Source organism: Roseiarcus fermentans, from assembly GCF_003315135.1.
GTDB classification, from domain to species: Bacteria; Pseudomonadota; Alphaproteobacteria; order Rhizobiales; family Beijerinckiaceae; genus Roseiarcus; species Roseiarcus fermentans.
Genome location: NZ_QNRK01000028.1, coordinates 47,423 through 61,117 on the forward strand (window position 1 = coordinate 47,423; position 13,695 = coordinate 61,117).

The window sequence follows — 13,695 nt, forward strand, 5'->3', positions numbered from 1 at the left end:
GATCCAGACGAGCAGTCGCTCTTTAGGAGTTGCAGACCCCCGATGCGCGTTTTCGGTTCTCCCCACCGCTACTACCAAGGTCCCGGCGTTTTCGACGAACTGGGTCCGATCATCGCTCCGTTCGGACCGCGTCCCCTGATTGTCGTCGACGCCTTGATGCTGGAAGCTCTCCGTGACCGACTTGAAGCGACGCTCGGGCGCGCCTCCGTGACGGCCATCGTCAAACCGTTCTCCGGCGAGATCACCTATGCCGCGATCGACGATCTGATCGCCGAGCTCGGGGGCGCAGTTCCAACTGCGGCCGTCGGCATTGGCGGGGGCAAGTCGCTCGACGCCGCAAAGGCGGTTGCGCTCAAACTCGGCCTTCCGGTGGTGACGGTCCCGACAATCGCCTCGAACGACAGCCCCACGTCATCCGTCATCGCAATGTACGACGCGTCCCACTCCTTGATTTCCGTGGACAAAATGCCGCGCAGTCCGGAGGCGGTGGTCGTCGACACCGCCATCATCGCAAGAGCCCCTGCCCGACTGCTTCGGGCGGGCATCGGAGACGCCGTCGCCAAGAAGTTTGAAGCGGAGGGTTGCCTTCGGGGAACCGGAAAGACTCCTTTCGGCACACGTCCCCTTCACACGGCGATGGTCATCGCCGACGCCTGTTACCAGACGCTTCGGGCTCACGCTGTCGATGCGCTCGCCGCCGTCGAACGGCAGCGGGTCGACGATGCCCTCGAAAGGGTCGTCGAAGCGACGATTCTGATGAGCGGGCTCGGGTTCGAGAACGGCGGGCTCTCCCTTGCCCATTCCATGACGCGGGGTCTCGTCAACGCCCGGGGCGCCCGCGACGCCATCCATGGGGATCAGGTCGCCTACGGCCTCCTTGTCCAGCTCGCGTTCGAGAACCGGCCGGACGACTTTCTCCGCGATCTTCTCGGATTCTATCGCGCAATCGGACTTCCGTCTTCGCTCACGCGACTCGGCATGGATCGCCCGACGGACGAGGAGGTGGCCGAGATCGCGCGCCTGACCATGACTGCGCCGCATCTCGCCAACGTGACCCCGACGGCGACCGAGAGCGGTATTGGGGAAGCTGTTCGTCGCGTCGAACGTTTGGCGGCTTGAACGACCGCTCACCCGGATCGCGACGATTGCCCGAGAGTGGGTCCGCAGGCCGGGTGTTTCAGGCGAGGTCGACTGGGACAGCCGGCGTCGGTTCCTTGGCCGAGATCGCGGCGGTGACGAAACTGATGACCGCCGCAATATAGGTGTCGATCGAAATGCCGCGCCTTCTGTACTTTGCCCGCTTGACGTACCAGTCTTGCAGCAGCGGCTTGATGAGGGCGGCGGTAAGGCCAACGTCAGACAGGGCAAAGATCCCCGCGGCGGCGCCTTGCTCGAGAACGCGCGCTATGATGGCCTCGGTTAGGGCTTCGCTGTCGATTGCAATCCGCCGTTCGGCCGGCGGGAAGGCTTTCGCCTCCATATAGGCGAAGACGAACCAGGGCTGCAGGGTTTCGGTCAAGCGGATGTGCGATTCAATCAACCATCGAAGGTGCGCGGCTGCATCGATTGTGACCTCTTGCGGCGGCTTGCTGAGGACGTCGGCCACCGTCGAGGCCACTTCCCTCAGAATCATCGAAAGAAGCATGGGCTTGCCTGAGAAGTACGAATAGAGCCCGCCCATGCTGAGGCCGGTCGTCTTCGCCAGGTCCCGCAGGGTCGTCGCCTGAAAGCCCTGCCTGTTGGAAAGCTTCAGCGTCGCATCGATGATCCGGGCGAGATTGGCCACCGCGATATGGGTTTTTTGCACCCGAATGGCGTCGCGATGCCGTTCCAAAATGCGCCCACACAGGACCTCCGTCGAGACGTTGGCCGTCAGTCCGTTTCGACTCGGGTAACTCACGGTGCCCTCTCGGCTCGCCTGTCGCAGTTGCAGCGTCCTTCTGAAATCATAGCACTTGCGTCCTTGCAAAAAAAGCGCGAGCGGAATAAAAGGAGCGAACGCTCGCTATATGCGGCTCGGGAGGAGCGCGTCGTGGTTCGCAACCGTTCGAAGGGCGCTTCCGTTTTCGAAGGCCGTTCGCCTCGGAAGCTCTCTCCAGAGCCACGGCCAAGCCGCGGAAGATCTCTCCTATCATGGTATGATCGTAACAATCATGTCCATTAAGAACCACCCGGCTTCCCCGCCCGATATTCCTGGTCTGCGCTCGAGAGCGCTCAATCTGCGTCGCAAGATGATGGCGATGGCCAGGGGTAAGGGTGAGGGGTACATCGCCCAAGGGCTTGGGATAGCGGACTGCCTGGCGGCGATCTACTTTCATGAGTTGCGCTACGATTCGGCCAACCCGACCTGGTCGGAGCGAGACCGATTTGTTTTGTCGACAGGCCATTACTCGATCGCAATGTATGCGACCCTGGCCGAGGCGGGCTATATCGACGCAGCCGAACTTCCGACCTATGGCCTGAACGGGTCACGCTTGCCAATGAGCACTTTTGACGATCTTCCCGGCGTCGAGGTGGTCGGCGGCTCGCTCGGACATGGCCTCGGGCAGGCGGTCGGCATGGCCATGGGGCTCAGGCTCGATGGCTCGGAGGCCAGAGTGATCTGCGAGCTGTCCGACGGGGAGCTGGAGGAGGGGTCGACCTGGGAGGCGGCGATGGCCTCGGCGACCTTCAAATGCGACAACCTCGTCGCGCTGATCGATTGCAACGGGATCCAGGCGGACGGCCCGATTACGGTGAAGATCGAGCCGGTGGCCGACAAGTTCGCCGCCTTCGGTTGGGACACCGCCGAGGTGAACGGCAACGACATGGCCGAGTTGGTCGACGCGCTGGCTCGGATGAGAGCGCGGGACGAAAAGCCCAAAGCAATCGTCATGCGCACCACCCCAGGATTCGGCGTGCCGACCATCATGAAACGAGAGCGTGCGCATTTCGTGAGGGTCGACAATAGCGAGTGGGATGCGCTCGTCGCCGAATTGGAGCGCGAAAATGGCTGAGGACACTTTTTCGCCCGGCCGCACCCGCGGCATGGGGGAGTTGATCGACATCTCCGGCAAGACCACGGAACTCGCGCCGTTTGGTCGAACGCTGGCGGAGCTCGGAACCGAGCGCCCCGAGATTGTGGGGCTCACCGCGGACATGGGACGCTACAGCGACATTCTGCCGTTCCGCGACGCTCATCCCACGCGTTTTTTCAATGTGGGCATGGCCGAGCAGTGTCTTGTCATGGTTGCCGCTGGCCTCGCCAAGACCGGCAAGATCGCATACTGCACCACCTACTCCGTCTTCATCACCCGACGCGCTTATGATTTTGTCGCGATCGCCGGCGCCCATTCAAAGGCGAATGTGAAAATCTTCGCCGGCATGCCGGGCTTGATGAACGGGTATGGCGCCACGCATCAGGCCACTGAAGATCTCAACATGATGCGCGGAATCGCGGACCTCACGATCATCGACCCCTGCGACGCGACCGAGCTCAAGCAGGTTGTGCGGGCCGTCGCCGACATTCCCGGCGCCGTCTATGTGCGCACCTTGCGCGGCAAAGTTCCGGTCGAACTCCCAGCCGACTACAGGTTCGAGCTTGGCAAGGCGAAGCTTTTGCGGCGCGGCGGCGACGTCGGGATCATCTCGACTGGCTACATGTCGGCGCGCGCGTTGGACGCCGCCAAAGCGGCCTCGGCCGCCGGAGTGGAGGCGAGTGTGCTCCACCTGTCGACGATCAAGCCGTTCGACGCCCGCTCGGTCCGCGACTTTGCACAACAGTTCCGTCGCCTGATTGTCGCAGAGAATCACAAGACGACAGGCGGGCTGGCGAGCCTCGTGGTCGAGACGTTGTATGATTCCGGAATCGTGAAGCCCATGATCAAGATCGGTCTCGCCGACAGTTTCTTCGAGTGCGGCTCCCAGGAATATCTCGAAGCCAAGTATGGCGTCGACCTGCCGCGATTCGTGAGGGCGATCGTAGAAGCGCGCTGAGGGGCCGTTCGATGGAATTGCAGGGGCGCGTGGCCCTTATCACCGGAGCGGCGAGCGGGCTTGGCCTCGTGGCCGCGAGAACCTTTGCGCGTGAGGGCGCAACAGTCGTCGTCAACGACTTGCGCCTCGCGCTTGCGCAGGAGGCGGCGCGCGGCCTCGGCGAGAACCATTCGGCAGTGGCCGGCGACGTCTCCAACGAGGCGCAGGTGAACGCCATGGTCGCCGAGGCGATCGACCGCCACGGCAAGATCGACATTCTCGTCAACAACGCCGGCGTGCCGGACATCTTTGCGCCCACCGTCGAGCAATCCCTCTCGCATTGGCAGCGCCTGATCGACGTCCATCTGACCGGAACCTTCCTTGTTTCCAAGGCGGTCGCGCCTTCGATGATTGCGCGCCGGTCCGGGGTCATACTCAATATGAGTTCGATCGCAGGGGTCCTGGGCTTGCCAGTGCGAACCGCTTACAGCGCGGCGAAGGCGGGCATCGGGATGCTGACGCGGGTCCTCGGCTGCGAGTGGGGACCGCACAGCATACGGGTGAATGCCGTGGCGCCTGGATACATTCGAACGCCGATGACCGAGAAGCTGATCGGCGAAGGCAAGATCGACGAGCGACGTATCCGCAAGCGTACCCCCATGGGAAGGATGGGAAGCGCCGAGGATGTCGCGGAGGCCTTGCTCTTTCTGGCCTCGGATCGCGCCCGCTTCATCACCGCCGCCACCCTTCCGGTTGACGGAGGATACTGCGCCTGGGGCGCGCCGAGCGACGCATTTCCGCTGGCTGAAGGCGAATAGGCGTCGTGGAATTCACCTAATCGCGGGTTCCACGGCTGGATTGCGGAGCAGGCCGCGGCGTGGTCGCAAAGCAAGAATGTTCAAGGTTACATCAACGTCTCGGCAAGACGGTTCGCCGGGCGAGATGGGACCGCATAACGGAGGAAGCACTCAATGACCGAGATCGCCCATTCGAGCCCCGATGTCACCGAGCTTGACGTTGCCGTGATCGGCACGGGCTTCGGCGGTCTCTATGCGCTGCACAAATTTCGCAACGAGCTTGGCCTCAACGTCCAGGCCTTTGATGACGCCGGTGACGTCGGGGGCACGTGGTATTGGAATCGGTACCCGGGCTGCCGCGTCGACACAGAGGCGACGGTCTACTGTTATTCCTTCGACAAAGACCTCGTACGCAGCTGGAAATGGTCGGAGCGTTATCCGCAGCAGCCGGAAGTGTTGGCCTACCTGAACACGGTCGCGACCAAACATGATCTCAGGCGCTCGATCAACTTCAACACGAGAGTGGTGAACGCCGAGTGGGATGAGACATCGCCAGGCTGGAAACTGACGACCGCGGATGGAAGGCGATACAAAGCCCAGTTCGTCGTCGAAGGGGTTGGTCTCCTCTCCTCGACCAACATCCCGAAGTTCACCGGCTCGGAGACATTCAAGGGCGAAATCATCTCGGCCTCGCGCTGGCCTCAGCGTCCCGTTGATCTCAAGGGCAAGCGCGTGGCCGTGATCGGCACGGGCTCGACGGGCGTTCAGGTGATAACGGCGATCGCGCCCGAGGTCGGTCACCTCTACGTCTTGCAGCGGACTCCGCAATATGTCGTCCCGCTCGGCAACCAGCATCCGCTTCCTGAGAAAGCGCTTCGCGCGATACAAGAGGATCCGGATGAGTTCTTCCGGTGGAATCTTAATACTGGCGCCGTGTTCGGTTTCCAGGAGAGCACGATTCCGGCGTTGAGCGTGTCGGATGCGGAAAGACAGCGCCTCTATCAGCAGGCGTGGGATCGGGGCAACGGCTTCGCTTTCATGCTCGAGACCTTCAGCGACCTGACGACCAGCGAGGAGGCGAACAAGACAGCGACCGATTTCATGCGCGACAAGATCCGCAGCACCGTCAAGGATCCGCAGGTCGCCGAGATGCTTTGCCCGAATGATTTCTACGCCAAGCGGCCGCTCGCGACCGACAACTACTACGAGGTCTACAATCGGTCGAACGTTACGCTCGTCGACGTGAAGGCGGACCCGATTCAGGGGTTTACCGAGCGCGGCATCCGGACAACCAGTGGAGAGATCGAACTCGACGTCGTCATCTTCGCGACCGGCTTCGACGCAGTCACCGGCAACTATCTGAAGATCGACACGACCGGCCGCGACGGTCAGAAGCTTCAGGACAAATGGAGGAATGGACCGAGCGCCTTCGCGGGCGTCGCGATCTCCGGCTTCCCGAACCTCTTCATGATCTACGGTCCGTTCTGCCCCTTTACCAGCCAACCGCTGGTGCATGAATGGCAGGTCAACTGGTTCGCCGATCTCGTGGTCCACGCGCGCGCAACCGGCGGCAAGACCGTCGAGGTCTCGCCAGAGACCGAAAAGGCGTGGGTCAAGGTGTGTGTCGATGGCGCCGCGGCGACCTTGTTCGCGCGCACCGATAGCTGGATCAACGGGACCAACATTCCCGGCAAGCCGAGGGCCGCAATGTTCTACATGAACGGAATGGCGAATTACATCAAGGAGATGAGCCAGATCGTCAACTCCGGTTACGCCGGTTTCGGCATCGGCGCCTGAATCGGGGCGGCGCGCGCTGGTTTTTTTTGCGCCGCGCCTCTCAACGCTGAACACAGAGAGGGTCTCTGGCAATGCGCTTCGCAAAGGAAACGCGCATCGGCGACGGCGAGGGCTTCCGGGCGTTTCCCGCCGACGCCGCTCTCGACGGTCGGACGGCGACTTACGTTCTGAAGGCGCAGGCGGGTTTCGATGCCCTGCGCAACGCGGCGGCGCAGCTTGCTGCCCTGCTCGTGTTGGTGTCGATTGGCAAGCGAGATCGTGTCCTTGACGAGCCGATCCTTGCGCAGGCCGAAACCGCATTCAAAGAAGCGGAAGACATCCTCGGTGCGATCGAGGCGCCCGCAGCCGCGGCTCACCACCACTTTCACCTTTCGCTCGCCCGCGAACGAATTGGCGAGGCCTTGCGAATTGCTCGGCAGGGTTCGCTGCGGATTGACGAGCCGTCGCTTGATCGGGCGCATCAGACGCTGAAGGCAGGGTGGCGGGAGATGCTGGCAGGGAGCAAGGCGCTGCCGGGCTTTCAGGTCGTCGATTTCAGCCAATCCTGCTGCGCGGCCCATCGAGGTCTTCGCGAGCGTCGGATCGAGCCTTGTAGCGGATAACCAAAAGAAGCGAAAGGGAGGCGATTATGAGCAAGTATTCCATTTGGGTTCTAGAGTACTGCCGCGTCGAAGAACTGCCGGCGAGCGCGGTCGTATACGGCGCCCATAACCGGGGAACGCTTCGGCTTCCCTTCTGTTACACTCTGGTCAAAGGACCGGACTTCGCGGCATTGATCGACGTGGGTTACAACGACGTGGACCACGGGCGCGAGCTGACCGAGATGTTCGGGATCTCGAATTGGCGCGACCCGCACACTGTCCTTGGCGAATGCGGACTGACCCCTGAGCAGATCACGCATGTGATTCTGACCCATGGCCATTTCGATCACATGGGGGGCACGGACCTCTTTCCGAAAGCAACGTTCTTCATTCAGGAAAGGGAGCTTTCGCGATGGGTTTGGGCGATGTCGATCGGCCGAAGGTTCCGGTGGCTCATGGAGGCCGTCGATCCTGGCGATGTTCTGCGCGTAGTCGAACTCGCACGCCAGGGCCGGCTCGTTTCTCTCGAGGGCGCTCTCGAAGACGTGCTGCCCCATATCGATCTTTATCCCGCGCACGAGAGCCACACGCCGGGCTCCCAATACGTGGTCATTCGTAACGACGGCAAACGCGACTCGGCCGACGTTTGGGTCATGGCGGGCGACCTGATTTACCAGTTCGAGAATCTGCACGGCAACAACGAAGCCGATCCCTACTATGTCCCGGTCGGGCTCGGGAGCGGCAGTCAGACCAATATGTTGCTGGCGATCGACGAGATGATCAAGCGCGCCGGCGGGGAGATGCGCCGCGTGATCCCGGCCCACGAAGAGGGACTCAAGACTGTGTTCCCTTCGCGGATTGCAGCGAGCGGATTGCGCGTGACCGAGATAGCGCTCGCGGATGGAGAGCCAAGTCGGGTGCGGTGAGCGCAAGCGACGAAAGTCCGCGCGCGCGCCGCCGCCTGAGCGGGTTGCGCATCGGCGCGCTCGATGCGCGGTCGGCAGCAGGTTGCGGCCGCCTCGGCCTCGGCCTGCAGGCGCTCGACGGCGATTTCCTCGACGAGCCGGGCGTTGCGGGCGAAGCCGGAATTGGCGCCCGCAACAGAATGCCCGCCCTCGTCCAGCGCGTCCGCGTCTGGCCGAGGGCGAGGGCGAGGGGGAAGTAGGAGAAGTCGAGACTGGATCGGCGACGGCTGCATCGCGATTTGCCAGCGGCAGGCCAATCTCCTCAACCGAGAAACCGGCGAGGAATTTCCGCATGGAGAGCGCGGCGCTCCGAGGCAGGCCGAATCGGTGCGCGCTTGTCGAAACGGCGTCGCGGCGCCGAGCGATTGGCGCTCGGGATTCGTAAACCGGATGGGATTGAGGACCAACGGCGGCATCGGGGTCCCGGTCTCGGGCGGGCGAAAGCGGGCCACGAGGTCGGGCAGGCGCTGGCGTCGAGAGCCGGCGCGATCGCGTCGGTGAGTTCGGCCTCGCGCACATCGCCGCGCTCCGGCAATGCGTCGAAGCCGCGCCGCGGCTGCGTCGGCGTGACGGATCGTCGAGAAGCGCCGCTCAGAAGTAACGCTCCGGCACCCGGATCAGGTCGCCCGGCAGCACCGGAATGGTCGGCGAAAGCGGATACTGCTTGAAGCCCGCCTCGCCGGAATGCTGGATCGATACATCGGACCGGCTCGCTCGATAGGTCGAGCCGCCCGCGAGCGCGATTGCGCTCAACACGTTCAGGCCGCCCTTGAACGGGTATTCGCCGGGCTTTTCCACCTCCCCGAGTATGTAGAAGGGCCGGAAGCTCGAGACTTCGACCGTCACTTTGGGATCGCGCAGGTACTCGCCGCGGAACGCCTTGGTCAACGCCGCCTCGAACTGCTTGTTGCTCAAGCCGGCCGCCTTGACCGTCCCGGCAAGCGGCAGGGAGACGTTGCCGCCCGGGTCGATCTCGTATTCTCCCGAAAGACGGTCCTCGCCGAACACCGTCACCTTGATCTTCTCGCCCGGCTGAAGGTCCGGCGCGGTCGTCGCAGCCGCGGTGATCAGCGCCTCCTGCTCGGTCGCCGTCGCCGGACCGAGGCTGTCGACACTCGCACAGCCCGACAAGACGGCGCTGCCGAACGCTGCTCCACATATGGCCCGCCAGATCTTCGACAACGTCAGACCCCGTGATCGCCAGCCCCAAACTAGTGGCCACATCTTCTTCAAGTCAAACAATTTGTAGAGCTTAGTCGACAGCGTAAACCATCTTTGTTATTGGCGAAAGATGAATCAGGTTTTCGAGTCTAGATTTCACGATAAATGAATGGTCACGAATTATTCCGTTTACAGAACTTCTGTTGAACGTCAATGACAAAGTCTACAAACGTGTTAAGATTACAAACTGGAAATCATGCGGACTTTTTTCTCTTGCGGCGTTTGTAGTGTGAGGATATTGGATTGTTCATGCGCAACCATTTCAAAGTTGCATCATGGATGTTTACTATGGCAACGCGCCCACTTGTTGGAGCCGGCTGCGGCCGGCGGAACGAAGCGTCCGGGCGGCGCTGCCGCTCGTGCTCGGCGTCCTGACGCTGGCGGGGATGGCGCGGGCGCAGGACGCGACCAACGCGGCCGCCGGCGGGTCGGGTTCGGCCGCCGCGTCTCGTTCCGACGCAGCCCTCGGAATCCAGGGAGCCCCCCTTCCGGCAAACGGTCTGGTCGTCGGCGGGTTCCTCGTTTACCCCTCGATCTTCGTCGGCGCGATCTACAACGACAATCTCTTCACGTCCGAAAACCACCGGGTGAACGGCATGGGCCTCGAGTTCACGCCGAACGTGGTCGCGGTTGACGATCAGGGGATCCACAAGACCACGCTCACGCTCAACGCCGACGCCACCGTCTATCCCGACGCGTCGCGCCCGCCCTTCACGAACACGCCGTCGCCGAACAACGTCACCGGGACAGCGTCTTTCGACCATGTCTGGAAGCCGACCGCAGACCTGACGGTCGACGTGACCGGCGCATTCACCCGCCAGAACGGAATTTTCGGGACATTCGGCGCAGCCGGCTCGTCGTTCGTCTCCTCGATCAACACGACCAGCACCGCGGCGCTGAACCAGAACTGGAATGAGGCGAGCGGCGCGCTGGCGATCGAGAAACTCCTGGCCGACCGCTTCTACGTGAGGGTCGGCGCCGGGGCGCAACTCACGCAATACGAAGCGCTTCCGCTCGGAGGCGGTTCGCAGAGCGGCGCCAGTTACGACGCGTTCGTGCGGACGGGCTACTGGGTGACGCCGCAACTGAGCGTGTTCATCGAAGGCGGCGGCGACTGGGCGCGCTACTGGAACGGCTGGTACGACACGAATGGCTATCGCGTGATCGGCGGCCTCAGGTCCGATCTCATCGGCCTGTTTCGCGGCGAAATTTACGCCGGCTACCAGACGCAGAACAGCGTCAGTCGTGTCTTCGGGTCCGTCGGCGCGCCGGCATTCGGCGGAAGGATCTCCTACTATCCGACGCGGTATCTCACGCTCGCCGTATCCCTCGAAAATTCCGTTGGATCTGCCGTTACACAATTGCCGCCGGTCGCCGTGGTTCAATTGCAGCCAATTCCGTTGCAGGCGATCGCTGGATCGCCGAACGGCGTCACGTCTCAGGCGCGATTCGAGGCAGATTATTCGTTGGCGACGTCTTGGTCCTTGGCGGTGCGGGGAGGATGGGCGCGGACGGCCTGGTCGAACAGTCCTCTCGACGATACCGCTTGGACATTTGGCGGTGGCTTAAATTATACCTACTGGAGAAACATCGCATTGACTTTTAACTATCAATACACGGCGACAACCTCAAATCGCAATTATGTCGCTGTATATCATCAAAACATAATTTCGGCTGGGCTAACTTATCACTATTAACTGTTTTGGGGTGCGCGATGAGAATAGTCGCCATAGGCTTGTTCGCGACGGCCGCCGCTGTTCTGACGGTCCCGGCATCGGCCCAGCAGATCCGGACGCCCGGCGAACTCGGCGCCGCGGCGGTGCAGGTCCCGCTGTCGCCAACGGCGCGGCGCACGCGAGATCGACTGATCGCCGACCCCGGCGCCATCGCAGCCGTGGTCAGGGCCGCCAACAGGGCGAACCCCAGGGATCGCAGGGAGATCGAGCGCGGCATCGTGGCCGCGCTGGTCTATCTCAGCCGTTATGATCCGGCCGGCTCCCGGGCGATTTCGACCTTCCTGGCGGACAACGCCGGCGACCCGGTGGTCGCCGACGTCGTCGCCGACTTCGCGGCCCTGACCTCCGCTGCGCCATACGGCGGCGCTGGCGGTCTCGGCCTGGAGGGGGGCCTGGGCGGCGGCGGGGGCGGCTTTTCCTCCAGTCCTGGCTCGCCCGCCAGCGTGCAATAGGTCTGTGGCCTTGCTCTCACTCCATCCGCGAGAACCCGCGCAGCCGCATGGAGCCGCTGCGCCTGTCGACAGGCCGCTCGACCAAGGCGAGCGATGGCATGTCGTACAGACACTGGCGCATCGGGAATTCGGCGCGGCGATGCAGTTGCGCGCCCAGGATCTGCGCGTCTTCCTGCCGTTCGTCCGGGCGTCCGTCCGCCATGCGAGGCGAACCCGCGATGTCTGTCGCGCGGCGTTTCCCGGCTACCTGTTCGTCGCGCTGGATCTCGATCGCGACCGCTGGCGCTCGATCAACGGAACGATCGGCGTCCTGCGCCTGATCATGGGCGAGAACGGACCGCTGCCGGTTCCCGCCGGGGTCGTCGAGACGCTGTTCGGCTATCTCGACGAGACCGGCGCCTGTCGCTTCGACCGCGATCTCGTCACGGGCCAGTCCGTGCGCGTCGCCTCGGGGCCGCTGGCCCAGGCGATGGGCCGACTGGTGCGGCTCGACTCGCGCGGCAAGGTGCGGGTGCTCCTCGAAATTCTCGGCGGCCAGATCTACGCCACCCTGGACAGGGCGAACCTGGAAGCCGTCTGACACCCGCGCGCCCCGCGCGGGGCGCGCGCGCCGCCGAATCTCCCTCCACGCGTGAACGTCAGTTCACCCGAAGTGCGGTAGCATGCCGAAATGACCGCGATGTCGAGACACAAGGACGGATTCGACCCTGCCGCGTCCCAGGACGGGGGCACGGCGCCGGATCAGCCGACCCTGCGAGCGCTGGGCGACGACCCGATCGAAGCCTGTCTGTTCGTCGGCCTCATCGCCGGGCTCGCGTGGGTTCCGCTCTGGCTCGGCGGCAACCGGCTTTTGCCATGGAGCGTGGATGCGATCGTATTCCCCGCCCTGGCGTTCGTTTACGAGGTCTCGAACCTCGCGCGCGCGCGCCGGCATGCGATCGCCGTCAAACGGATCGCCGTTGCGGCCGCATTGTTTCTGGCCGTCGTCGTGTGGATTCTCGCCCAGATGTCGACGCTCGTGATGTCCGGCCTCGCCCACCCGATATGGGCGATGGCTTCGGACGCGCTCGGCCGAAGCGCGGCCGCCGGCCTGCCCGGGACGATCAGCGTCAATCCCGCGGCCACCGGACGGGCGCTGATGCGCTTGCTCACCGATGCGAGCGTGCTGTGGCTTGCGATGCAGCTCTGCCGCAGGGCGGCGCGGGCGCAACTGTTGCTGCTCTTCGTCGCCGGCGTCGTCGCCGCCTATTCCGCCCTCGGGCTGATCCTGGCGGTCGCGGCGCACGGCGCGATCCCGTTCCTGGATGCGCCCGACGGAAGCGGCTTCGTTCGCTCGACCTTCGCCAACCCGAACTCCTTCGCCACCTATGCTGGTCTCGGCCTGATAACCGTCACCGCGCTCGCGTTGCGCCTGTACCAGCACGCCATGTCCGACACCGCCGGGATCGCTTCCAATCGGATCGGGAGCCTGATCGCCGCCACGGGCGCCCGGGCCGGCTTCTGCCTCGGCGCCCTGCTGGTGATCCTGGTCGCGCTCCTCGGGACAGCCTCGAGAGGCGGGATTCTGGCCACCATGCTCGGCGTGTTCGCCGTCCTCGTCTTGACGACGACGCGCCGGCGGCGGCGGCAGGGCGAGCGGATCGAGGGGATCGCCTTCGTCGCGGCGGCGATCGCGGTGACGTTCATCGGGTTCGGCGACCGGTTCGTCGGCCGCATCGCGACCGCGGGTCTCGGCGACGTCAGCCGCCTCGCCGTCGACGCCATCGCCATGCGCGCGATCCTCGACGCCCCGCTTCTCGGATTCGGTTATGGCGCCTTCGCCGACGTGTTCCCGATGTACCGGGACCAGTCGATCTCGAACTTCGAAGTCTGGGACCTCGCCCACAACACCTATGTCGAGGTCTGGCTCGGCCTCGGCCTCGTCTTCGGCACGGCGCTGATGACGGCGCTGGCGCTGCTCGTGCTCAAGTGCGCCATCGGGGCGGTGATACGGCAGCGCGACTCGATGGCGCCGGTCGTCGCCACGGCCGCCGCGCTGACCGTCGGCGTGCACGCGCTCGTCGACTTCAGCCTGCAGATCCAGGCCGTGTCACTGACGTTCATGGCCCTGCTGGGCGCCGGCGTCGCGCAGTCGGAAAGCTCCCGTCACGCCGTCGCCGATTGACCCTCGAACAAGCCCAGGAAAGGCGCAG

The 13,695-nt window shown here is 63.8% G+C and carries 13 protein-coding genes; 11 read left to right on the plus strand and 2 right to left on the minus strand.

Annotated elements, in window-relative coordinates; all coding sequences use genetic code 11:
• The first annotated feature begins 42 nt into the window (after positions 1 to 42).
• Positions 43 to 1,119, plus strand: a complete 1,077-nt coding sequence (locus DFR50_RS21930) for a glycerol dehydrogenase (protein WP_113891400.1) — start codon at positions 43 to 45, stop codon at positions 1,117 to 1,119.
• Positions 1,120 to 1,177: 58 nt separating this feature from the next.
• On the opposite strand, the gene DFR50_RS21935 is transcribed toward DFR50_RS21930, so the two are convergent.
• Positions 1,178 to 1,900: a TetR/AcrR family transcriptional regulator gene (locus DFR50_RS21935; RefSeq protein WP_245428032.1), complete on the minus strand. Its 723-nt coding sequence runs from the start codon at positions 1,898 to 1,900 to the stop codon at positions 1,178 to 1,180.
• Positions 1,901 to 2,153: 253 nt separating this feature from the next.
• Between DFR50_RS21935 and DFR50_RS21940 the strand changes: the two genes are divergently transcribed.
• The 6 genes from DFR50_RS21940 to DFR50_RS21965 all read left to right on the plus strand — a co-directional run bounded on the left by DFR50_RS21940 (position 2,154) and on the right by DFR50_RS21965 (position 8,055).
• On the plus strand, positions 2,154 to 2,996 hold the full coding sequence (locus DFR50_RS21940) for a transketolase (RefSeq protein WP_113891445.1): 843 nt from the start codon (positions 2,154 to 2,156) through the stop codon (positions 2,994 to 2,996).
• Positions 2,989 to 3,975, plus strand: coding sequence for a transketolase family protein (locus DFR50_RS21945; RefSeq protein WP_113891401.1), 987 nt, complete (start codon positions 2,989 to 2,991; stop codon positions 3,973 to 3,975). Before DFR50_RS21940 ends, DFR50_RS21945 begins: the two co-directional genes overlap by 8 nt.
• An 11-nt stretch (positions 3,976 to 3,986) precedes the next feature.
• Positions 3,987 to 4,772: an SDR family NAD(P)-dependent oxidoreductase gene (locus DFR50_RS21950; protein WP_113891402.1), complete on the plus strand. Its 786-nt coding sequence runs from the start codon at positions 3,987 to 3,989 to the stop codon at positions 4,770 to 4,772.
• 153 nt (positions 4,773 to 4,925) lie between these two features.
• Positions 4,926 to 6,548, plus strand: a complete 1,623-nt coding sequence (locus tag DFR50_RS21955; protein WP_113891403.1) for a flavin-containing monooxygenase — start codon at positions 4,926 to 4,928, stop codon at positions 6,546 to 6,548.
• 71 nt (positions 6,549 to 6,619) lie between these two features.
• The gene (locus tag DFR50_RS31575; RefSeq protein ID WP_147262846.1) at positions 6,620 to 7,150 is read left to right on the plus strand and encodes a hypothetical protein; all 531 of its coding nucleotides are present in this window, start codon (positions 6,620 to 6,622) and stop codon (positions 7,148 to 7,150) included.
• Between the two features lie 26 nt (positions 7,151 to 7,176).
• Complete coding sequence (locus DFR50_RS21965; RefSeq protein ID WP_113891405.1) at positions 7,177 to 8,055, plus strand: N-acyl homoserine lactonase family protein; 879 nt, start codon at positions 7,177 to 7,179, stop codon at positions 8,053 to 8,055.
• Positions 8,056 to 8,685: 630 nt separating this feature from the next.
• On the opposite strand, the gene DFR50_RS21975 is transcribed toward DFR50_RS21965, so the two are convergent.
• Positions 8,686 to 9,225 carry a polysaccharide biosynthesis/export family protein gene (locus DFR50_RS21975; RefSeq protein WP_245428034.1) on the minus strand — a complete coding sequence of 180 codons (540 nt, stop codon included), beginning with the start codon at positions 9,223 to 9,225 and terminating at the stop codon, positions 8,686 to 8,688.
• 365 nt (positions 9,226 to 9,590) lie between these two features.
• Between DFR50_RS21975 and DFR50_RS21980 the strand changes: the two genes are divergently transcribed.
• From DFR50_RS21980 to DFR50_RS21995, 4 genes are all read left to right on the plus strand, one after another.
• Positions 9,591 to 11,012, plus strand: a complete 1,422-nt coding sequence (locus DFR50_RS21980; protein WP_113891408.1) for an outer membrane beta-barrel protein — start codon at positions 9,591 to 9,593, stop codon at positions 11,010 to 11,012.
• Positions 11,013 to 11,029: 17 nt separating this feature from the next.
• Positions 11,030 to 11,503, plus strand: a complete 474-nt coding sequence (locus tag DFR50_RS21985) for a hypothetical protein (protein ID WP_147262847.1) — start codon at positions 11,030 to 11,032, stop codon at positions 11,501 to 11,503.
• Positions 11,504 to 11,507: 4 nt separating this feature from the next.
• Positions 11,508 to 12,083, plus strand: a complete 576-nt coding sequence (nusG, locus tag DFR50_RS21990) for a transcription termination/antitermination protein NusG (protein ID WP_210209001.1) — start codon at positions 11,508 to 11,510, stop codon at positions 12,081 to 12,083.
• A 99-nt stretch (positions 12,084 to 12,182) separates the two neighbouring features.
• Positions 12,183 to 13,667 carry an O-antigen ligase family protein gene (locus DFR50_RS21995; RefSeq protein WP_170153330.1) on the plus strand — a complete coding sequence of 495 codons (1,485 nt, stop codon included), beginning with the start codon at positions 12,183 to 12,185 and terminating at the stop codon, positions 13,665 to 13,667.
• The last annotated feature ends 28 nt before the right edge of the window (positions 13,668 to 13,695 follow it).